Here is a 20,901-nt window from a genome sequence, read left to right as displayed (position 1 = left end):
GGCTCAGACGGGGGAATGGGTGGGATCGAGGCGGCGCTCCAGGGCCCGGCTGCCCAGCCCGAGGGCTGCGCAACAGCACCAGAACAGCACAGCCAGGGTGAGATACACCTCGGCGTTCTTGCCCAGAAACTCGGGATTGGCCATCACGGTTCGGGCGGTGCCGAGCAGATCGAGCAAGCCGATCAGCGACAGCAGGGTGGTGTCCTGCAGCAGGGAGATGAACTGCCCCACGGCGGCCGGCAGGGCAATGCGCAGGGCCTGGGGCAGCACCACCCGCTGCAGGGCCAGGGGCATCGAGAGGCCCAGAGAACGGGCCGCTTCCAGCTGGCCGGGGGGAACGGCAGTGAGGCCGGCGCGCACCGCCTCGGCCAGGTAAGCGCCGCAGAATAAAGTGAGCACCCAGGCGGCCCGCCAGACCCGGTCCGGAGCCCAGCCGCCGGGGAGCATGTAGCCCAGGATGTTCTGGCCAAGGAATAGCAGGGTGATCAGCGGGGCTCCGCGGATGAACTCGATGTAGAGCACCGAGCTCCAGCGCAGCAACGGCAGGCTGCTGCGGCGCCCCAGGGCCACCACCACGCCGATCGGAAAGCTGAGCAGGATCGCGAAGCTGGCCATCAGCAAGGTGAGCAGCAGCCCGCCCCACTCAGACGGCGGCACCCGGGGAATGCCCAGTCCGCCGGCGATCAGCACCATGCCGAACAGGTAGAGCAACGGCCAGCTCAGGGGCACCAGTCTCACCAGCCGCGAAGGCAAGCTCCGCCCCCAGGAGCCAGCCAGGCAGCGCATGGTCACCAGCAGGGCAGTGATCACCCACCAGCGCAGTTGCAGGGGAAGACCCAGCGCCAGGGCCGCCGGCAGCCAGGCAGCCAGGAAACCAAGCAGCACCACCGCCAGCCGGTCGTTGAATGGCCAGATCTCGCCGCTGCGATCAGCCCGCGGAAAAGCCCGCAGCAAGCCCCAGCTCACGCCGCTGAGGCCTGCCACCAGCACAACCAGCAGCCAGAGGCGCCACTGCTGCTGGATGGGGTAGCGCCCGATGGCGAACAGGCTGGTGTTGGCCTGGATCACGGCCCACTGGGCCTGAGCGAGCGCCCAGCGCAGCAGCCCCAGCGCTGCAGCCAGGATCACCAGGATCAGCAGCACCGAAACCAGGCCATCGGTGCGGCTGGCGAACAGTTCCTGGCGCAGGGCACCTGCCCAGCTGGGCTGAACCGACTCCGGTGCCGGCCTGGCAGGGCGCAGGGGTTGGTTGGTTCCGGACTCCGGTCCGGGTTGGATGGAGGTCATCGACTCAGCGCTCCCGGATCTGCACCAGCTGATTCACGCCGTTCATCACAGCGGAGATCAGCAGATCGATGATCAGGTACGAGCCCAGAAGCAGCAGAAACACCTCCAGGGCCCGTCCGGTCTGGTTGAGGGTGGTCTCCGACACGGAGTACAGATCCACATACCCCACGGCCACCGCCAGGGAGGAGTTCTTGGCCAGGGAGATGTACTGGCTGTTCAGACCCGGCACGATCACCCGCAGGGCCTGGGGCAGCACCACAGAGCGCATGCTGGCGCTCCAGTGCAGGCCCAGTGAGGTGGCCGCCTCCCACTGGCCCTTCGGCACAGAGGCGATGCCGCCCCGCACCACCTCGGCCACGAACGCGCCGGTGTAGGTGATCAGGCCGGTGAGCAGGGCTGTGAACTCCACCGAAAGGCGCAGTGGTGCCTGCCATACCCCATTGACCAGCTCCGGGCCTTGCCAGCTGAGGCCCTGGGCGAACCAGGCCAGATACAGCCCCGACTTCGAGAGCACGATGCCGGGCAGCTGAAAGGCGGCGGTGCCGTTGGGGAGGGCCAGGAACACCACGAAATACCAGAACAACAGCTGCAGCAGCAAGGGGATGTTGCGGATCAACTCCACGTACACCCGGGCCAGCCGCCGCAGCAGGCCATTGCCGCTGAAGGAGGCCATACCCATGGCCGTACCCAGCAGGGTGGCCCCCACCAGTCCCACCAGAATCACTCGCAGACTGTTGACCAATCCCACCAGCAGGGCCCGCCAGTAGGGCATCGAGGCATCAAACGGGATCAGGCTCTCGGCCACATCGAAGCTGGCCGGCTGGCCCAGCCAGCGCCAGCTCAGCAACAGCCCGGCGGCAGTGAGGTTGCGCACCAGGTTGCCGACCAGCAGGGTGATCACCAGGAGCAGTGCCAGGCCCACCACCGCCTGAACGATCCAGGGCACTACCCGGCGGTCACGCCACCAGGGGATTCGCTCGAGGGTGGCGCTCAACGGAAGGGCGGCGAATAGATCAGACCACCCTGGTTCCAGAGGCGGTTCTCGGCCCGCTCGAGCTTGAGCGGGGAGCCGCTGCCCACGTTGCGCTCAAAGATTTCGCCGTAGTTGCCAACCGCTGCGATCGTCTTGGGAACGAAGTCGGCCGGCAGACCCAGTTGCTTGCCGAAATCACCCTCCACCCCCAGGAAGCGACGCAGGTCGGCCAGGTTCTTGTTGGCCTTGGCCTCCGCCACCTTGGCTGCCACATTGGCCTTGGTGATGCCCAGCTCCTCAGCCTGGAAAAGGGCGAACACGGCCCAGCGCATGGCATCGGCCCAGGCTGGGTCGCCATTGACGCTGGCGGGGGTGAGGGGCTCCTTGCTCATCACCTCCGGCAGAAGGATGTGCTCATCGGGTTTGGGGAAGCTGCTGCGCTTGGCTGCCAGCTGGGAGCGGTCGCTGGTGACGGCGACGCAACGGCCGCCCAGGTAAGCCGCGTAGGTCTGATCGCCGGTCTGGAACTTGAGCGGGGTGTAGGCGATGCCCTGCTCCCGCATGCGATCGGCCAGGTTGAGTTCGGTGGTGGTGCCGCTCTCCACGCAGATCGGTTTGCCGTCGAGATCCTTGAGGGTCTGGGCCCCGCTGGCCACAGGCACCATCACCCCCTGACCGTCATAAAAGGTGGTGGGACCGAACGAAATGCCGTTGCCTCCGGCCGAATCGCGACTCAGGGTCATGGTGGTGTTGCGGGCCAGCATGTCCACCTCACCGCTGGCCAGGGCCGCGAAGCGCTCACTGGAGTTGAGGTCGCGGTACTCCACCTTGGCTGGGTCACCCAGCACAGCCGCCGCCACAGCGCGGCAGGTGTCTGCATCGAGTCCGCTGTAGGTGCCATCGGGGCCGAGGAAGCTGAAGCCTGGCAGCTTCCCGTCCACGCCGCAGACCAGCTTGTCGCGACCTCGGATGGTGGAGAGCTTGATGCTCTGAACACCGCCTCCGCTGCCACTTTCGTCGGCGCAACCACTGAGGGTGAAGGCCAACAGCAAGGGCAGGGTGAGGAGCCAGCGGGGCGAGGGTTGCATCAACCGGAAGCAAAGCAGTGGGCGCAGTTTGCCAGCTCTGCCACGGACATGCCGCTAACCCGGGCTGATAATGGGCTCTCTGCGGAATCGATGGGTGCCAGGCAGCGCCAGTTCCCCCTTCAGTCCATCCACCAGCACGAGCCCAAATCCCATCCGCGAGCTGCTGGAACGCTTCCAGCAACGACGCTCACGCCTGACTGTTCCCCAGTTCACCGTGCTCACCGGCCTTCTGGTGATCGCAGTGGGCACGGTTCTGATGGCCCAGCCCGTCTTCTCCAGCGATAGCGTCGGGCTGTGGGAGGCCCTGTTCACGGTGATTTCCGCCATCACCGTGACAGGGCTGTCGGTGGTGGATGTGGGCAAGGATCTCACCTTCCCCGGGCAGGTGCTGCTGGCCCTACTTATCCTCACCGGTGGCCTGGGGTTGATGGCCATCACCACCTTTCTGCAGGGCTTTGTGCAACGGGGCTCGCGCCTGAGGCGCCGGCTTGATCGCGGCCGGGCCATGGACGAGTTCGGCGTGGGCGGCATCGGCAACACGTTTCACTCGATCCTGATCACCGCAGCCTGGGTGATCGGCATGGGCACTCTCGTGCTCTTCACCGTCGGCTTTCGTGACATCGCCGTGCCGCGCGAGAGGCTCTGGGCCGCTCTCTTCCACTGCATCAGCGCCTACAACAACGCCGGCTTCGGGCTCTGGAGCGACAGCCTGATGGGCTACAGGGCCAATCCGGTCGTGAACCTGGTGATCATGGTGATGATCGTCACGGGAGGGATCGGCTACAGGGTCACGAACGACCTGTGGCAGAAACGCTTCAAGGTGCGGCTGATTCGCAGTTTCAGCCTGCACACCCGTCTGGTGTTGCGCTGCACGATCGGCCTGATCGTGATCGGTGCGGCGGGGTTGCTGTTCACCGAGCACTTCACCCGCTCCAGTGGACTCCCGACCCTGACCTGGTGGCAGCAGCTGCAGGTGGTGATCTTTCAGTCGGTGAGCACCCGTACCGCCGGCTTCAACACCGTGCCCCTTTCGGTGGATGCAATCTCTGAAGCAGGTCTGCTGCTGATCATGACGCTGATGTTCATCGGCGCCAGTCCCGGGGGCACTGGCGGTGGCATCAAGACCACCACCTTCGCCAGCCTGGTGGCGGCCACCCGCTCCACCCTCAGGGGTGAGGACACCGTGGTGATCCGACGCCGGGCCATCTCCGACAAGGTGGTGCTGCGGGCAGTGGGGGTGACCCTGGCCTCCTTGCTGTTCGTACTGCTGATGGCCCTGGTGCTGGTTCTTGATCGTGCCGTCGGCAGCGACGGCCAGTCGTTCTCCTTTCTGGAGAAGTTGTTCACCTGCATCTCCGCCTTCGCCACTGTGGGCCTTGATGTGGGGGTCACCGCAGAGCTGAACCGCTGGGGCCAGCTGGTGCTGATGGTGGGAATGTTCGTGGGCCGGATCGGCATCCTGTTGCTGCTTTCCGCGATCTTCGGTACGCACCCCACGTCACGCATCGCCTACCAGCACGAAGAGATCTACCTCTGAGCAGAGCCGACCGCAGCGGCGGAGAATGGGAGGTCTGCGCGCGGCACCGGCTCCATGGCGGCCCTTCCTGACCGACTGTTGATCCGCCGACCAGACGACTGGCATGTGCACCTGCGCGATGGGGCGATGTTGCGGGCCGTGGTCCCGAGTACGGCCCGTGTGTTCCGTCGGGCGATCGTGATGCCCAACCTGCTGCCACCGATCACCACGGCAGCGGCCGCAGCCTCCTACCGCGAGCGCATCCTGGCGGCGGCGGCTGAAAGCGACGAATTCGAGCCCCTGATGACGGCTTACCTGACCGACACAATCGATTCCGGTGAGCTGGAGCGCGGCTTCACGGACGGGGTCTTCACAGCTGCCAAGCTCTATCCGGCCCGGGCCACCACCAACGCCGAGTCCGGGGTGAGCGATCCGGCCCGCATTGCGCCTGTGCTGGAGACCATGGAGCGGATCGGCATGCCTCTGCTCATCCACGGGGAGGTGACTGACCCCGAAGTGGATGTGTTCGATCGAGAAGCGGTGTTCATCGAGCGCCACCTTCAGCCCCTGCTGGAACGTCACCAGGGTCTGAAGGTGGTCTTCGAGCACATCACCACCGCCGAGGCCGTGGCCTTCGTTGAGGGAGGACCGCCAACCCTGGCCGCCACGATCACCCCTCACCACCTGCAGATCAACCGCAACGCCATGTTCCTGGGCGGACTGCGTCCTGACGCCTACTGCCTGCCGGTGGCCAAGCGAGAACTGCACCGGATCGCCCTGCGGGGGGCCGCCACCTCCGGCAACCCGAAGTTTTTCCTGGGTACCGATTCAGCCCCACATTCGCGCAGCGCCAAGGAATCCGCCTGCGGTTGCGCCGGCATCTTCAATGCGCCCCATGCGCTCGAGAGTTATGCACAGGTGTTTGAGCAGGAGGGTGTCCTGGAGCGGCTGGAAGATTTCGCTTCGGTGTTCGGGCCCAGCTTCTATGGTCTGCCGCTCAACGGGGGCACGATCGAACTGGTGCGCCAGCCCCTGGAGGTTCCCCTGATGCTGGAACTGGGGGGGGAGGGAGATTCGCCCCAGCCGCTGGTGCCGTTTCAGGCCGGCGAAACCATGTCCTGGCAGATCAGGTCTCCATCCCGCTAGGAGATCAGCTCGGGTCTGGCCGAGGAGGCAGGTACCAGCCCGAGGAAACGGGCCAGATAGGGCAGGCTGATGCCCTGGATGAAAAGATTGATCACCACAACGATGAAGATGATGCTCTGGACGTTATGGCTTAGTTCTGCGACGATCGATTGATCGATGCCCCGGATTCTGGGGATAGCCAGGCTGAGATCGTGGGCGAGGGCGAGGGGAACAGCGCCGCGCAGACCGCACCACGACACCAATAACGATTCCTTGATGCTGAAGGGTGAGAACGGCTGAAAAATCAGCACACTGATAGGCCGTGCCACCAGCATCAGACCCAAAGCCGCAAGAATGCCGATCGGCAGTGCATCGATCAGGTCGGGGGGATAGACCAGAAGACCGAAGACCAGGAAGATCGCGATCTCCGTCATTGTGTTGAAGGGGAGAAGGACCTCCTGGATAGTGATGTGATTGATCTCGGGCGAACGATAGATGGTATTGGTGAGAAACAGTCCGTTCACATAGATGGCGATGAATCCTGAACCCCCAAACAGTGTTGTCACGCCGTAGACCACAAATGCGATCGAGACAGCCACGACCAGCAGCTGGGAGCGATCTTCCACCAGATAATTAATCACGAAGCGAGCCATATAACCGAACATAAAGCCCACCATCAGGCCGATGCCGATCTGCTGAAGAAAGATCTTGACCTGGGTGAGCACCGTGCTTTCAAGGCTGGAGGATCCGGCGGCAGCACCGGCACTGACAAAGACGCCCACCACCAGCCCATAGAAAAGCAGAGCAGAGGGATCATTCACTGAGGATTCAAACTCCAGCAGGTGCTGAAGTCGCATGGGAACCTTGCGCCGCACCGATCGCAACACGCTCAAGGTGGCTCCCGCGTCGGTGGAGCCGAGGCAGGCGGCGACCAGCATCGCCGCACCCAGAGGAATGGCTTCAACGCGCCCCATGCTGATGGCGCTGGCGTAGGGAGAACCCACCATCCAGATAAACCCACCCAACAGCAATGATGAAATCACTACACCACCAACGGCGAGCATGATTCCGTATTCGAAGAATCCTCGAATAGCCGCCAGATCAGTCTTCAGCCCGGCATAGAACAACAGTAGTGCCAGTCCCAGCATCTGAAAGTTTGCCGCCTGGGCATGGGTGATGTCGAGGCTGCTTACGTTGATCGACAGGCCCAGCAGCAGCACTCCTAGGATGGCGGGTATGCCGATCTTTGGAGAGAAGCGGCTGATGGCCAGGGTTCCAAGAAACAGAATCCCGATGAACAACAGCTGAGCCTGGATCGGGAGGTCCAGGGCATTCGCCTGATCCGAGGGAGCAGCTGCCAGAATGTGCAATAACGTTGGTGAGTGGAGCATCAGCTGATCAGTGGCAGGTGATTGTGGTGGTGCTCTCAGACCTTGGCCCGTCTGGCAGGAGCCGGGGCTGCCGTGGTGTGCTCAGCCAGCAGGTCGGCCTGATCCTGGCTGAGACGCCCAGCGGCGCGCAGCGCAGCGGTGATCCGCTCAATCCCGACCACTGCGTGGCAGGCATAGCCCTCAGTGGCCAGACGAGAGACAGCCTGACCCCCGTGGTCGATGAACACCACCACATCGCGAACCTTCAACCCTGACGACTCCAATTTGGCGATGCCCTCCAGCACGCTGCCGCCTGTGATCAGGATGTCATCGACGACGACGACGGTTTCGCCCTCCTCGAAATCCCCCTCGATCAGGCGCCGGGCCCCATGGGCCTTGACCTCCTTGCGCGGATAGATCAAGGGCACATGCAGCTGCAGCGACAGCCCCGTGGCCGTCGGCAGTGATCCATAGGGAATACCGGCGATTCGATCGAACTGAAGACGGGCCAGTGGCTGCGCATAGGCATGCAGTACCCGGTGAAACAGATTCGGATCGGAGATGATCCGGCGCAGATCGATGTAGTAATTGAACACTGCACCTGAAGCCTGCACGTATTCACCGAAGAGCAGGCAGCCGATGTCGAACAGATCCACCAGCAGCTCATCGAGCCGCTGCTCATCGAGGTCCTGTTCCTCCAGCCGTTGCAGCTCAAGGTTCTTGGCGTCGAGCAGGCTGTTTGCCGCCGCCGCTGCCCTGGGAGCGGGCAACCAGAGCTCGCAGCGATCGGCCGTTCCTCCATCCCAGTTGGCTCGCATCGTCGCGATCTGCTCTCGCAGGGCCTGGGTACCCGCCGCCATTCCCTCCTCCACCAGCAGGTGCTGGGGCAGGGGCAGCAGCAATCCATCGGCGGAAGCGTTGAGACCCGCCTGAAGCAACGCTTCCAGCCGCTCTTCCTCGCCCCAGAGGCTGCGCAGGATCAGAAAACGCTCTGGTGCTTCCCGCCGCACTCGCGCCAGAATGGCCGGATCGCTGGTTCCCACCTCCAGCAACAGGTGCTCCGGGGTGCCCCAGAGCTGGGTTTCGCGCACGATCGTGATGAAGAGCGGGTCGTCCTCGTTGGGATGGTGCTGCACCACCCGGGCGCCGGGATTCGAGCTGTGACAGGTGAGCACCACCGCCCGGTCCGGGTAGAGCAGGAAGGGGGCGGCGATGTCCTGTCCCGCCAGAGGGGAGAGGGTGACCGCATCCACGCCGAGGTCGCGGAAGATGTAGTGGGCCAGGGCCGAGGAGCTGTTGAGATCGCCGTGCTTGGCATCGAGGATCAGGGGCAGCTCCGGCGGCACCAGTTCGCGCACCTCGCGCAGCAACTCCAGGCCGATCGGCCCCAGGGCCTGGTAGAAGCCCAGGCTCGGTTTGTAGGCGCAGACGTTGTCGGAGGTGGCCTCGATCACCGCCTTGATCCAGCGGCGGGCCTGGGCCAGAAAGGAACCGCTGCCGGCGTTGTGGCGCGTCCAGGTCTGCAGCATCTCCGGATTGGGATCCAAGCCGGTGATCAGCAGCGACTGGCGGCTGGCCATCGCTTCGGTGAGTTTGACGAAAAAGCTCATGGCGCCTGCCCCTGGGCCAGCATGGCAGTGCAGGCCACCCCCCGGCCGCTCAACCGTTGGCCCGTTGCGTCGATGGCGTTCGGTGACCAAGTGCTGATGGGGGTTCCTGACTGGTGCTCGGCGGTGTGAGGCCAGAAACGGTGCACTGTCTGGGGTGCAGCTGCATCTGGCGGTGGTGGTGGCAGGCCTTGGAGATGGTTGAGTAGAACACCCCACTCAACGGACGTCCAGCACCAGGGGCAGCGTGGGATATTGCCTTTCCCGTTTAATGCCAGCTGATTGAGAAGTCCAGTTCAATCGTTCAGGCTGCTGCCTGAGGTCTTGCTGCCTGAGTTTTCAACTGTTTTCTGAGAACTTACAGGCAGTCTGCAGAGGCACTGGATGAGCAAGGCGGCCGCAAGATCCCCAGAAATTCCCATCGGACTTCTCGATCGGCCCCGCACCGGAAAGTCTGGGGCCGCATCTCCTGACATCGGCTCGCGCAACCGTGGGGCCATCGCCAGACTCCCTGCAGATTTAAGACCGGGTCGTATCCCCCCAGTGCAATGAGGATCACGGTCGGCTGCGATCTGACGGTGGCCTGTCTGCAGCCCACACCCCTGCTGCTGATGGTGCAGCCCCACACCAGCCGCCGGGGTGATCTGGTGAGCGACGATCAGCTGATCTCGAAGCCTGCCGTTCCTGTGACGGAGTTCGTGGATGGCTTCGGCAACCGGTGCTGCCGCCTGGTGGCATCGGCAGGCGACACCCAGCTCCGCCTGCGGGCACTGGTGGAGTGCAGCGCCCAGCCCGATCCGGTGCTCCCCCATCTCAGCGCGGTGCCCGTTGAGGTCCTGCCTCCGGAGACTTATCAGTTCCTGCGCCCCAGTCGTTACTGCGAGACCGACCGGCTGGATCAGACGGCCTGGGACCTGTTCGGCGAGATCCCTGCGGGCTGGCCGCAGGTGCAGGCGATCTGCGACTCGGTGCACTCCCGCATTCACTTCGACATGGGCCAGGCCCGCCCCACCAAGACCGCGCTCGAGGTGCTGGAGGAGGGGCAGGGTGTCTGCCGCGACTTCGCCCATCTGGCGATCGCCTTCTGCCGCAGCCTGAATATCCCGGCGCGTTACTGCACCGGCTATGTGGGATACACGGGGGTGCCGCGCGGGCCGGAACCGATCGATTTCTCCGCCTGGTTCGAAGCCTATCTGGAGGGGGGCTGGCACGTCTTCGATGCCCGCTACAACACCCCGCGGATCGGCCGGGTGCTGATCGGTCGCGGCCGCGATGCCGGCGATGTGCCGTTCCTCCATTCCTTCGGCCCCCACGACCTGACCAGGTTCGAGGTGATCACCCAAGCCCTGGCGGCAGTCTGAGCGGAGGCTCGATCACCGGCTCCTGGTTAGACAGAAGTTCAGCTCGGCCAGCTCGACCCTGGCCGGAAAACGGACCACCGGACACTGCACGGAGATCCGTAGGCTCAATCCACGCCAGTTCCGCCCCATGATCGGCACGCCCCCCGCAATTCGTCCCAGCACGGGGGGACCTGGCTGAACAAGGACCCATGCCGATGGCATCACACCGAATTGTTCTGATCGCCGGGTTCGAGTCGTTCAACGCCGGCCTCTATCGCCAGGCAGCAGAGGCGGCGATGGGCCGGTGTCCGGCACTGGAGATCCGTAATTTCAGCGATCGGGATCTGGCAGGCCGGCCAGCCGAGGTGGAAGCGGCGCTCCGGGGCGCACAGGTTCTGTTTGCCAGCCTGATCTTCGACTACGACCAGGTGGAATGGCTGCGGCCACGCATCGCAGCGATCCCCACCCGCCTGGTGTTCGAATCGGCGCTGGAGCTGATGGCGCTCACCCGGCTGGGACGTTTCGAGATGGGCGGCTCGTCAAGCGGCATGCCGAAGCCGGTGCGGGCGCTCCTGGCCAAGTTCAGCAGCGGACGCGAGGAAGACAGGCTCGCTGGCTACATCGGGTTTCTCAAGGTGGGTCCCAAGCTGCTGCGCTTCATCCCGTTGCGCCGGGCCCAGGACCTGCGTCGCTGGTTGATCATCTACGGCTACTGGAACGCCGGCGGCTCCGAGAACGTGTCGGCCCTGTTCCTGCTGCTGGCGCGGGAATGCCTCGGCCTGGACGTGGGGCCCGTGCCACCGCCGTGTGAAACCCCCGATCTCGGCCTGCTGCACCCGGACCACGACGGTTTCTTCACCTCTCCCCGCGCCTATCTGTACTGGTTCCACCAAAGCCGGCCCGGCAGTGCTGGCTGGCCGGTGGTGGGCGTGCTGCTGTACCGCAAGCACGTGATCACCGCACAGCCCTACATCCCGCAGTTGATCCGCAGCTTCGAGCAGGCGCGGCTGCTGCCCCTGCCGGTGTTCATCAACGGAGTGGAGGGTCACATGGCCGTCCGCGACTGGATGACCAGCCCGGCCGAGATCGCCGCCGGGACGTCCGGCCGGGAGGCCGTGGTGGTGGACGCAATCGTCTCGACGATCGGTTTTCCTCTGGTGGGCGGTCCGGCCGGCTCGATGGAGGCCGGACGCCGCGAAGAGGTGGCTCAGCGGATCCTGCGCGCCAAGAACGTCCCATATGTGGTTTCGGCGCCGCTGCTGATCCAGGACATCCACTCCTGGACGCGACAGGGCATCGGCGGCCTGCAGAGCGTGGTTCTCTACGCCCTGCCCGAACTGGATGGCGCCATCGACCCGGTGCCGCTCGGCGGCCTGGTGGGGGACCGCATCCACCTGATCCCCGAGCGGCTCAAGCGGCTCACGGGGCGGCTCACCCACTGGATCGCGCTGCGCAGCAAGCCCCCGGCGCAGCGGCGGATCGCCATCGTGCTCTACGGCTTCCCGCCGGGTTACGGCGCCACCGGCACGGCGGCGCTGCTGCAGGTGCCCCAGTCGCTGCTGCGGCTGCTGCGGGCGCTCGAGGCCGAGGGTTACGACGTGGGGGAGCTCCCCGACGACCCCGAGGTGCTGCTGCAGCGGGTGCGGGAGGCCGACCAGGCCTGGATCGGCCGTGTGCCCGAGGGCGTTTCGCTCGACGAGGCGCCGATCGCCACCGTGCGTACCGACACCCTGCGGGACTGGCTGGGCGATTTCGATACCCGCAGGATCGAGGCGCAGTGGCGGTCGCTGGGCGGCAGCGGCATCCGCACGATCGGCGATCGCTTCCTGCTTGGTGGCGTGAGGCTGGGCAACGTCTGGATCGGAGTGCAGCCGCCGCTCGGGGTGGCCGGTGATCCGATGCGGCTGATGTACGAGCGGGATCTGACGCCCCATCCGGAGTACGCCGCCTTTTACAAATGGCTGCAGAACGAGTTCCGCGCCGATGCAGTGGTGCATTTCGGCATGCACGGCACGGTGGAGTGGCTGCCCGGCTGCCCACTCGGGAACACGGGCTATTCCTGGCCCGACATCCTGATGGGCGACCTGCCGAATCTTTATATCTATGCCGCCAATAATCCATCTGAATCGATGCTCGCCAGGCGGCGCGGCTATGGCGTGCTGATTTCCCACAACGTGCCCCCTTACGGCCGAGCCGGGCTCTACCGCGAACTCGTGTTGCTGCGTGATCTGATCAGCGAGTACCGGGAGGATCCGGAGCGGAACGCTGCGCTGTGCGAGGCGATCACCAAGAAGGTGTTCGACACCGGACTCGATGCCGACTGCCCGCCCGGCGAGGTGCTCACGGCCGGGCCAGCCGCCGCCGAGTCGTTCACCGCCTACCTGGTGCGGCTGAGCGAGTACCTCCAGCTGCTTGAGAACCGTCTGTTCTCCAGCGGCCTGCATGTGCTCGGCCAGGCGCCAGACCCCGAGGAGCTGGAGGGGTATCTCAAGGCCTACTTCGGCGACGACCTGGAGCCTGAACTGGTGAGCGCGATCAGCCTGGAGAAGGCCGCGAGCGGGGAGGCGGAGCGCAGCGCCCAGGCTGCCGCCTTGATCGATCGGCTCGCACCCGGCCGCCTCGACGTCCTGCGGCCTCGGGTGGAGGAGGCGCTGCTGATCAGCCACCTGCTGGCGCGCAGCACGGAGGAACTCACCAACCTGCTGCGCGGCCTCAATGGTGAATACATTCCGCCGGCACCCGGCGGCGATCTGCTCCGCGACGGCCCAGGCGTGCTGCCCACGGGCCGCAACATTCATGCCCTCGACCCCTACCGCATGCCCTCGCCCGCTGCCGTCGCGCGCGGCAAGGCGATTGCGTTGCGCATCCTCGAGCAGCACCGCCAGGAGAACGGGACATGGCCCGAAACAGTGGCCGTGATGCTCTGGGGCCTCGATGCCATCAAGACCCGCGGCGAATCGCTCGGCATCCTGCTGGAGCTGGTGGGGGCCGAGCCGGTGAAGGAAGGCACGGGCAGGATCGTGCGCTACGCGCTGCGGCCGCTGCAGGAGCTGGGCCATCCCCGCGTGGACGTGCTGGTGAACCTCTCCGGGATCTTCCGCGACAGCTTCGTGAACATCGTCGAGCTGCTCGATGACCTCTTCCGGCGCGCTGCCGCCGCCGAGGAGTCCGAGAGCGATAACTTCATCCGCCGCCATGCCCGCGCCCTCGAAGCGCAGGGGATCGAGAACCCCACGGCGCGACTGTTCTCAAACCCGGCCGGGGATTTCGGGTCGCTTGTGAACGAGCGGGTCACCGATTCCAACTGGGACAGCGGCGAGGAACTCGGATCCACCTGGCGGGAGCGCAACAGCTACAGCTACGGCCGGGGCGACCGGGGCGAAGCCCGCCCCGAGGTGCTGCGCACGCTGCTGGGCAGCACTGAGCGTGTGGTGCAGCAGATCGACTCTGTGGAATTCGGCCTCACCGACATCCAGGAGTACTACGCCAACACAGGAGCGCTGAAGCAGGCCGCCGAGCAGCAGCGGGGCGCCAAGGTGACGGCCAGTTTCGTTGAGAGCTTCTCGAAGGACATCACCCCCCGCGATCTGGAAGAGCTGCTGCGGATGGAGTACCGCACCAAGCTGGTCAACCCGAAGTGGGCCGAGGCGATGGCAGCGATGGGTGCAGGCGGCGCCTACGAGATCTCCCAGAGGATGACGGCCCTGATCGGCTGGGCCGGCACCGCCGACTTCTGCGACGCCTGGGTGTACGACCAAGCGGCTGACACCTACGCCTTTGATCCGGAGATGGCCCGGCGGCTGCGGGAAGCGAATCCAGAGGCCTTCCGCAATCTCGTGGGCCGCATGCTGGAGGCCAACGCCCGCGGCATCTGGACGGCCACTCCCGAAAAGCTGGTCCAGCTGCGCAACCTCTACGACCTCACCGACGCCGAACTCGAAGGCGTGGCGGCCTAGTGCAATCCTCCAGTCCGGCGCCGGCCGCCGGCGGCTTCCCGTTCAACGCGGTGGTGGGGCAGCAGCCGATCCAGACGGCGTTGCTGCTGCTGGCCGTTGACCCCGGACTCGGGGGTGTGGTGATCGCCGGTCGGAGGGGCACGGGGAAATCGGTTCTGGCCCGTGCGCTCCAGAGCCTGCTTCCGCCGATCCGCGTGATCCGCAGCTCCTGCTGCAACGCCGATCCGGACAGGCCTTGGGAGTGGGACGACGACACCCGGGGGCGAAGGGAGCGCAGCAGTCGCGCTCTGCCGAGCCGCTGGATCCCCAGCCCCTTCGTTCAGGTGCCCCTTGGAGTGAGCGAGGACCGGCTGCTGGGCTCGGTGGACGTGAGCCGCTCGATCCGCTGCGGTGCCCCGGTGCTCCAGCCGGGTCTGCTGGCCGCCTCGCACCGGGGCGTGCTCTACGTCGATGAGATCAACCTGCTGGAGCCCCATATCGGCAACCTGCTGCTCACGGTTCTGGCCGACGGCACCAATCGGGTGGAGCGAGAGGGGATCAGCTTCCAGCACCCCTGCAGGCCTCTGCTGATCGCCACCTACAACCCGGACGAGGGAGAGCTGCGGCCCCATCTGGTGGACCGATTCGCGATCGTGCTCTCGGCCGATGCCGAGCTGACGCTGCAGGAGCGTGTGGAGGCGGTGGCACGGGTGCTGGCGCATCAGGACGACCCTGTGCGCTTCTGGGCTCCCTACGTGGCCGGGCTGGAGGTGCTGCGCCGCCGTGTGGCGGATGCGCGTACGCGGCTGCCAAGATTGCGGATCCAGCCCGATCAGGTCCGCTATCTGGTGAACGAAGCGATCCGGGCGCGCGTGGAGGGCCAGCGCGCCGATCTGTTCGCCGTGCGGGCGGCTCTGGCCCATGCGGCCCTGGCGGGGCGGGCGGCCGTGTCCGCCGAGGATCTACACCGCGCGGTGGAACTCGTGATCGTTCCCAGGGCGGCAGCGGTGGAGCCAGAAGTGCCCCCGCAGGACAACCCCCCGCATCGCACGCCTGAGCCCCCCTCCGAACCGCCGCTGGAGGGGGAAGCCGAACCGGATGAGCAGCGGGACCGTCCACCACCGGAAGCAGCTGCCATACCTGAGGAGTTCGTGTTCAGCCCCGAGGGAATCCTGCTCGATCCAGCCCTGCTGGCCTTCACGCAGCGGGCCCGTCGCCGCCATGGCAAGGCCGGCGGGCGGGGTGTGATTCTTTCGCAGGAGCGGGGCCGTTACGTGAAGCCGGTGCTGCCCCATGGCCCGATTCTGAGGGTCGCGATCGACGCCACACTCAGGGCAGCCGCGCCGCATCAGAAGGCCCGCCGCCGCAGCCATCCCCGCAGCCAGCGCCACCACGTTTTCATCAGCGAAGACGACCTGCGGGTGAAGCGCCTCGCCCGCAAGGCGGGTGCCTTGATCGTCTTCGTGGTCGACGCCTCCGGCTCGATGGCCCTCAACCGGATGGAGGCCGCCAAAGGAGCGGTGCTGGAACTGCTCAGCGAGGCCTACCGCTGCCGTGACCAGATCGCCCTGATCGTGTTCCGCGGCGATCGTGCCGAGGTGCTGCTGCCGCCCACCCGTTCGATCACGGCGGCGTCGCGTCGGCTGGAGCGGCTGCCCTGCGGCGGCGGCTCGCCACTGGCGCATGGCCTGACACTGGCCGTGCGGCTGGCTCTGAACGCACGTCGCTCAAAGGACATCGGCGAGGTGGTGCTGGTGCTCATCAGCGACGGCAAGGCCAACGTGCCCCTGGCCCGTTCCCTGCGGGAAGAGCGGCAGGGAGCCCCTTCCGATGCGGGTGCGGGCCTGAAGGATGAACTGCTGACGATCGCGGCGGCGATCCGCCGCCTCGGCCTGGAGATGCTGGTGATTGACACCGAGAATCCTTACATCGCCTCGGGTCTGGGCCGCGAACTGGCACAACGGGCCGGCGCCAGCTATCTGGCGCTGCCCAGGGCCGGAGAGCGTGCGATCGCGGCGGCTGCCCGCGGGGCGATCAGGCCCGTCTGAGCGTCCCCATACCCAGCCGGACAGGGCAGTTCACCCGCCGCTGCTCAATCGCTGGTCTTGCGGTTCATGCGGCTGATCAGGCTGGAGGGAATCTCCTTCGGGCAGACCGCCGAACACTCCAGCTGGTTGCCGCAGGCTCCGAAGCCCTCCGCCTCCATCTGTTGGCGCATCCGTCTGGAGCGCCGGGGAGCTTCCGGCTGGCCCTGGGGCAGGAGCTCGAGATGGGCCAGCTTGGCCGCCACGAACAGGCTGGCCGACGCATTGGGGCAGGCTGCCACGCAGGCTCCACAGCCGATGCAGCTGGCGGCATCGAAGGCCTGGGAAGCCAGATCCAGGCCGACTGGCAGAACATTGGCCTCAGGGGCGCTGCCGATGTTCACCGACACATAGCCCCCGGCCATCAGCAGTCGATCGAGGGAGGAGCGATCGACCGCCAGATCCTGGATCAGGGGGAAGGCCCGAGCGCGCCACGGCTCGAGAGTGAGAACCTGGCCATCGCTGAAGTCGCGCAGGTAGAGCTGGCAGACAGTCGTGCCGCTCCGGGGCCCTTGGGCCTGGCCATTGATCATGAATCCGCAGGACCCGCAGATGCCCTCACGGCAGTCGTGATCGAAGTACACCGGCCGCTCGCCCGCCAGCAGCAGCTGCTGGTTGAGGCGATCAAGGGCCTCCAGCAGGGAGAGAGCCGGACTCAGGTCCGTGAGGAGATGGTCGACGAAGCGTCCCCTGGGCTCGTCCTGGCGCTGACGCCAGATTCGAAGGGTGAGGCTGAGGCTGGAAGGACCGCTCATCGGTAACTGCGAGCCGTGGGGCTGATCTGAGTGAAGTGCAGCGGTTCCTGGTGGCGGATGGGTTTTCCATCAGCTCGCCATTCCCAGGCCGCGATGTGGCTGAACTCGGCGTCGCGACGCAGGGCCTCGCCGCTCTCGCTCTGGTGCTCCTCGCGGAAATGGGCCCCGCACGACTCCTCTCGTGCCAGGGCATCGCGCAGCATCAGGTCAGCCAGCTCGAGGTAATCCTCCAGCTGCAGGGCCTTCTCCAGCTCTGGATCCAGGGATGTGCCGGGATCCGGGAGCAGCAGGTCCTGATCGAAGCTTGCCCGCAGGGCTGCCACCTCCGCAAGCCCCGAGCGCAGACCAGCGGCCGAGCGGCTGATGCCGCAGCTCTCGATCAGCAGGGCACCCAGTTGACGCCGCAGCCCCTCCGCCGGCTGGGCGCCGCCGCTGGACCGCAGTCGGGTGATGCGCTGCCGCACGCCCTCCAAGGCCGCGCGGCAGACGGGGTGGTCGGGGTCGATCACGGGGTGCTGATGCTCGGCCAGCCAGGCCGGAACGGTGGCCGGGGCAATGAACAACCCATCGGCCAGGCCCTGCATCAGGGCGCTGGCACCGAGCCGGTTGGCGCCGTGCTCGGAGAAGTTCGCCTCCCCCAGCACGAACAGGCCCGGGATCGTGCTCATCAGGTGGTAATCCACCCACAGGCCACCCATCGTGTAGTGAGGAGCTGGATAGATGCGCATCGGCTCCCGGTAGGGGTCGGCTCCGGTGATGCGCTCGTACATCGAGAAGAGATTGCCGTAGCGGGCTTCAATCACAGCGCGTCCCTCGCGCTCGATCGCCTCGTTGAAATCCAGATAGATCGAGCGGCCTGCCGGCCCCACCCCATGGCCGGCCCCACAGAGTTCGCGGGCGCGCCTGGAGGCCACATCACGGGGAACCATGTTGCCGTAGCTGGGGTAGAGCCGCTCGAGGAAGTAATCGCGCTCAGCCTCCGGCACCTGATCGGGGCGACGCTGATCACCCGGCTGCCGCGGCAGCCAGACCCTCCCGTCGTTGCGCAGGCTTTCGCTCATCAAGGTGAGCTTGCTCTGGTCGGGATCGCCGCTGGGAATGCAGGTGGGGTGAATCTGGGTGAAGCAGGGGTTCGCCATCAGGGCGCCGCGGCGATGGGCGCGCCAGAGGGCGCTGGCGTTGGAGCGCACAGCGTTGGTGGAGCGATGGAACACGTTGCTGTAGCCGCCGCTGGCCAGCAGCACCGCATGGGCCGTGTGGGTCTCGAGGGCACCGCTGAGCCGGTGGCGGCAGATGGCGCCGCGGGCCACGCCCTCGAAGGTGATCAGATCGAGCAGATCCCGCTGGGGGCAGAGCTCCACCCGGCCAGCCTCCACCTGCCGCATCAGAGCCTGGACCACGGCGTAGAGCAGCTGCTGGCCCGTCTGACCGCGGGCATAAAACGTACGGCTCACCTGGGAGCCACCGAAGCTGCGGTTGGAGAGGGTTCCGCCGTACTCACGGGCGAAGGGCACCCCCAGGGCCACGCACTGGTCGATGATCGTTCCGCTGATCTCAGCCAGTCGGTGACAGCCGGCCTCGCGCGCCCTGAAATCACCGCCCCGTACGGTGTCGCGGAACAGCCGCTCAACGCTGTCGCCGTCGTTCTGATAGTTGCGGGCTGCGTTGATGCCCCCCTGGGCCGCCACCGAATGGGCCCTTCTGGGGCTGTCGTGGTAGGTGATCAGTCTCACCTGATAGCCCTGTTCAGCAAGGCTGGCGGCGGCGGATGAGCCCGCCAGGCCACTGCCCACCACCAGCAGCCTGAAATGGCGCCGATTGGCGGGAGCAATCAGCTTTAAATCCTGACGGCACCGGCTCCAGGCGTCAGCCACCGGGCCCGGTGGCAGCAGAGGATCGAGCCGCATCAGAACCCAGCCCTTGCCAGAGCGCCTGTGGCCCGCAGTGCCAGGGGCAGCAGGGCGAAGCCACCACCGATCAGGGCCGCCAGGGTACGGCCGGCCAGGCGCAGCCCTGGGGCGTTGGTCTCATCCAACCAGCCCAGACTGCGGGCCAGACTTTCGGCACCGTGAAGAAGATGGAGACCAAGGGCCACGCCCGCCAGGACGTAGAGCCCCAGGGCCCAGGGAGAGGCCAGCGCCAGCAGAAGGGTCTGCCGCTCCAGGCCATCCCCCGGCCTGGGCCAGCGCAGCTGGCCCAGGTGCACGGCCAGGAAAAGCAGCAGCAGCGCACCGCTGAACGGAGCCGTACGACCAGCCAGGGACGTCAGAGGTTGAAGACGCCGGCTGCGCCACTGGGCGTAGGGCGCCGTGCCCCGGGCTCGGCGGTTCGTGATCACACGCAGCAGGGTGAGGGCCAGGTGGACAAGGCCCGCCAGGGCCAGGGTGAGCTCCAGGGGCGGCAGCCATGGAGCGTGATGCAATGCCGTTGCATAGCTCTCGAAGCCAGCTGGATCCAGGAGCGCCAGAGATGCCCCCAGCCCATGGGCCAGGACGAACAGAATCAGAATTGCTGCCGTGATCGGAATCGCCTGGGCCATGCCAGTGACTGACCTCAAGCCCACGCAATGGCCTGAAGTGATCTTAACGAGGCTTGTGCTGCTGGCCGTGTTGGTCCTGGGTGTCGCCCCGGGCTGCTCCTGGGCAAAGCCGGAGGCCACGCCCACGGAGTCCGAGCTGCGCCGCACGGTGCTGGTGAGTGGTCTGGAGCACCCCTGGGGCATGGCCTGGCTGCCCAATGGCGACCTGCTGATCACGGAACGGCCAGGGCGGATGCGCCTGGTGCGCCAGGGAGTGCTCGACCCCAGGCCGATCGCCGGACTTCCGCCACTGCTGGTCCTGGGTCAGGGAGGCCTGCTGGATGTGGCTGTGCATCCTCGCTTTGCCAGCAATCAGCTCGTGTACTTCACCTATGCGGCGGGAAATGCCCAGGCGAATCAGACCCGGGTGGCCCGGGCTCGCCTGGTCGATCACCGCCTCGAGGAGCTGACCCTGCTTCATGCGGTGACACCAGCCAAGACCGGCGGTCAGCACTTTGGCTCTCGCCTGCTCTGGCTTCCAGATGGCACCTTGCTCGTTTCGGTGGGAGACGGGGGCAATCCGCCCATTGAACTGGAGGGCAAGGCGATCCGGCTTCAGGCCCAGAACCGGGGCAGCGGCCTGGGCAAAATTCTGCGGCTGAACGACGATGGCACCATCCCAGCCGACAATCCCTTCCGATCGGATCCCGGCGCCGATCCGGCCGTCTGGAGCCTGGGGCACCGCAACATTCAGGGGCTCGCCTACGACCCGCTGCATCGGCGGATCTGGGCGAGTGAGCACGGCGCCAGAGGCGGGGATGAGCTGAATCTGGTCGTTGCGGCGGGGAATTACGGCTGGCCAACGGTGACCCACAGTCGTGAGTACTCCGGTCCTGAGATCACGTCGCTAAGGAGCGCTCCAGGCCTTGTGGACCCTCGGCTGGTCTGGATGCAGGCCATCGCCCCCTCGGGTCTGGCGGTGGGCAGCGGCCGGGCGGTCAAATCGTGGAAGGGCAACCTGTTTGCCGGCGGACTCGTTTCTGGTGATGTGCGCCGCATCCAGCTCAGCCCGTCCGGGGAGGTGCTGACTCAAACCATTCTGCCGGTGGGGGATCGGGTGAGGGATGTGGGTGAAGGTCCCGACGGCCACCTGCACGTGCTCACCGACGGAGCCGGCGATGGAGCCCTGATCCGGCTTGAGCCGGCTGTATCCAGCACCTCACCCTGAAGCCGTATCCCTCCTGGCCCGGGCCTACCCGGCGGATCGGCTCTGCCTACATTGAAACCAGGACTGCAGGGAGAC

General features: G+C 66.1%; 14 protein-coding genes. 6 read left to right on the top strand and 8 right to left on the bottom strand.

Going from position 1 to position 20,901, the window contains the following annotated elements; translation table 11 throughout:
• Window positions 1–3: 3 nt before the first annotated feature.
• From KBY77_RS00765 to KBY77_RS00755, 3 genes are read right to left on the bottom strand one after another with little or no spacing between them, the layout of a single operon-like run.
• Window positions 4–1,287, bottom strand: coding sequence for an amino acid ABC transporter permease (locus tag KBY77_RS00765; RefSeq protein ID WP_255101714.1), 1,284 nt, complete (start codon window positions 1,285–1,287; stop codon window positions 4–6).
• 4 nt (window positions 1,288–1,291) lie between these two features.
• A complete protein-coding gene (locus KBY77_RS00760; RefSeq protein WP_255101713.1) occupies window positions 1,292–2,281 on the bottom strand; it encodes an ABC transporter permease subunit in 990 nt (329 codons plus the stop codon).
• Window positions 2,278–3,348, bottom strand: a complete 1,071-nt coding sequence (locus KBY77_RS00755; RefSeq protein ID WP_255101712.1) for an amino acid ABC transporter substrate-binding protein — start codon at window positions 3,346–3,348, stop codon at window positions 2,278–2,280. The genes KBY77_RS00760 and KBY77_RS00755 overlap by 4 nt, the downstream gene beginning before the upstream one ends.
• Before the next feature lie 94 nt (window positions 3,349–3,442).
• Here KBY77_RS00755 and KBY77_RS00750 point away from each other — a divergent pair, with 94 nt between their 5' ends.
• Window positions 3,443–4,885, top strand: coding sequence for a potassium transporter TrkG (locus tag KBY77_RS00750; RefSeq protein ID WP_255101711.1), 1,443 nt, complete (start codon window positions 3,443–3,445; stop codon window positions 4,883–4,885).
• A gap of 54 nt (window positions 4,886–4,939) precedes the next feature.
• Window positions 4,940–6,010, top strand: coding sequence for a dihydroorotase (pyrC, locus tag KBY77_RS00745; RefSeq protein WP_255101710.1), 1,071 nt, complete (start codon window positions 4,940–4,942; stop codon window positions 6,008–6,010).
• Here the strand turns inward: pyrC and KBY77_RS00740 are convergent.
• On the bottom strand, window positions 6,007–7,380 hold the full coding sequence (locus tag KBY77_RS00740; protein ID WP_255101709.1) for a cation:proton antiporter: 1,374 nt from the start codon (window positions 7,378–7,380) through the stop codon (window positions 6,007–6,009). The genes pyrC and KBY77_RS00740 overlap by 4 nt on opposite strands.
• 35 nt (window positions 7,381–7,415) lie before the next feature.
• Window positions 7,416–8,969, bottom strand: a complete 1,554-nt coding sequence (locus KBY77_RS00735) for a bifunctional orotidine-5'-phosphate decarboxylase/orotate phosphoribosyltransferase (RefSeq protein WP_255101708.1) — start codon at window positions 8,967–8,969, stop codon at window positions 7,416–7,418.
• A gap of 545 nt (window positions 8,970–9,514) precedes the next feature.
• On the opposite strand from KBY77_RS00735, the gene KBY77_RS00730 reads away from it, so the two are divergent.
• The 3 genes from KBY77_RS00730 (at window position 9,515) to bchD (ending at window position 16,289) form a co-directional block, all read left to right on the top strand.
• The gene (locus KBY77_RS00730) at window positions 9,515–10,327 is read left to right on the top strand and encodes a transglutaminase family protein (RefSeq protein WP_255101707.1); all 813 of its coding nucleotides are present in this window, start codon (window positions 9,515–9,517) and stop codon (window positions 10,325–10,327) included.
• Between the two features lie 188 nt (window positions 10,328–10,515).
• The gene (gene bchH, locus KBY77_RS00725; protein WP_255101706.1) at window positions 10,516–14,262 is read left to right on the top strand and encodes a magnesium chelatase subunit H; all 3,747 of its coding nucleotides are present in this window, start codon (window positions 10,516–10,518) and stop codon (window positions 14,260–14,262) included.
• On the top strand, window positions 14,262–16,289 hold the full coding sequence (gene bchD, locus KBY77_RS00720; RefSeq protein WP_255101705.1) for a magnesium chelatase ATPase subunit D: 2,028 nt from the start codon (window positions 14,262–14,264) through the stop codon (window positions 16,287–16,289). Before bchH ends, bchD begins: the two co-directional genes overlap by 1 nt.
• Before the next feature lie 44 nt (window positions 16,290–16,333).
• Here the strand turns inward: bchD and KBY77_RS00715 are convergent, their stop codons facing one another.
• The 3 genes from KBY77_RS00715 to KBY77_RS00705 are packed head-to-tail and all read right to left on the bottom strand — an operon-like array spanning window position 16,334 to window position 19,637.
• Window positions 16,334–17,080, bottom strand: a complete 747-nt coding sequence (locus KBY77_RS00715; RefSeq protein ID WP_255101704.1) for a succinate dehydrogenase/fumarate reductase iron-sulfur subunit — start codon at window positions 17,078–17,080, stop codon at window positions 16,334–16,336.
• The gene (locus KBY77_RS00710) at window positions 17,077–18,987 is read right to left on the bottom strand and encodes a fumarate reductase/succinate dehydrogenase flavoprotein subunit (RefSeq protein WP_255101703.1); all 1,911 of its coding nucleotides are present in this window, start codon (window positions 18,985–18,987) and stop codon (window positions 17,077–17,079) included. The genes KBY77_RS00715 and KBY77_RS00710 overlap by 4 nt, the downstream gene beginning before the upstream one ends.
• Entirely contained in the window at window positions 18,987–19,637 is a 651-nt protein-coding gene (locus KBY77_RS00705; protein WP_255101702.1) for a succinate dehydrogenase cytochrome b subunit, read from the bottom strand. The genes KBY77_RS00710 and KBY77_RS00705 overlap by 1 nt, the downstream gene beginning before the upstream one ends.
• Here KBY77_RS00705 and KBY77_RS00700 point away from each other — a divergent pair.
• Window positions 19,618–20,826 (top strand): PQQ-dependent sugar dehydrogenase, encoded by a 1,209-nt coding sequence (locus KBY77_RS00700; protein ID WP_255101701.1) that lies wholly within the window; start codon window positions 19,618–19,620, stop codon window positions 20,824–20,826. The two genes, KBY77_RS00705 and KBY77_RS00700, sit on opposite strands and share 20 nt — an antisense overlap.
• Window positions 20,827–20,901: the final 75 nt, after the last annotated feature.

Source organism: Synechococcus sp. Cruz-7E5, from assembly GCF_024345995.1.
Taxonomy (GTDB): Bacteria; Cyanobacteriota; Cyanobacteriia; order PCC-6307; family Cyanobiaceae; genus Regnicoccus_A.
This window is presented reverse-complemented; position numbering and strand designations above follow the sequence as displayed.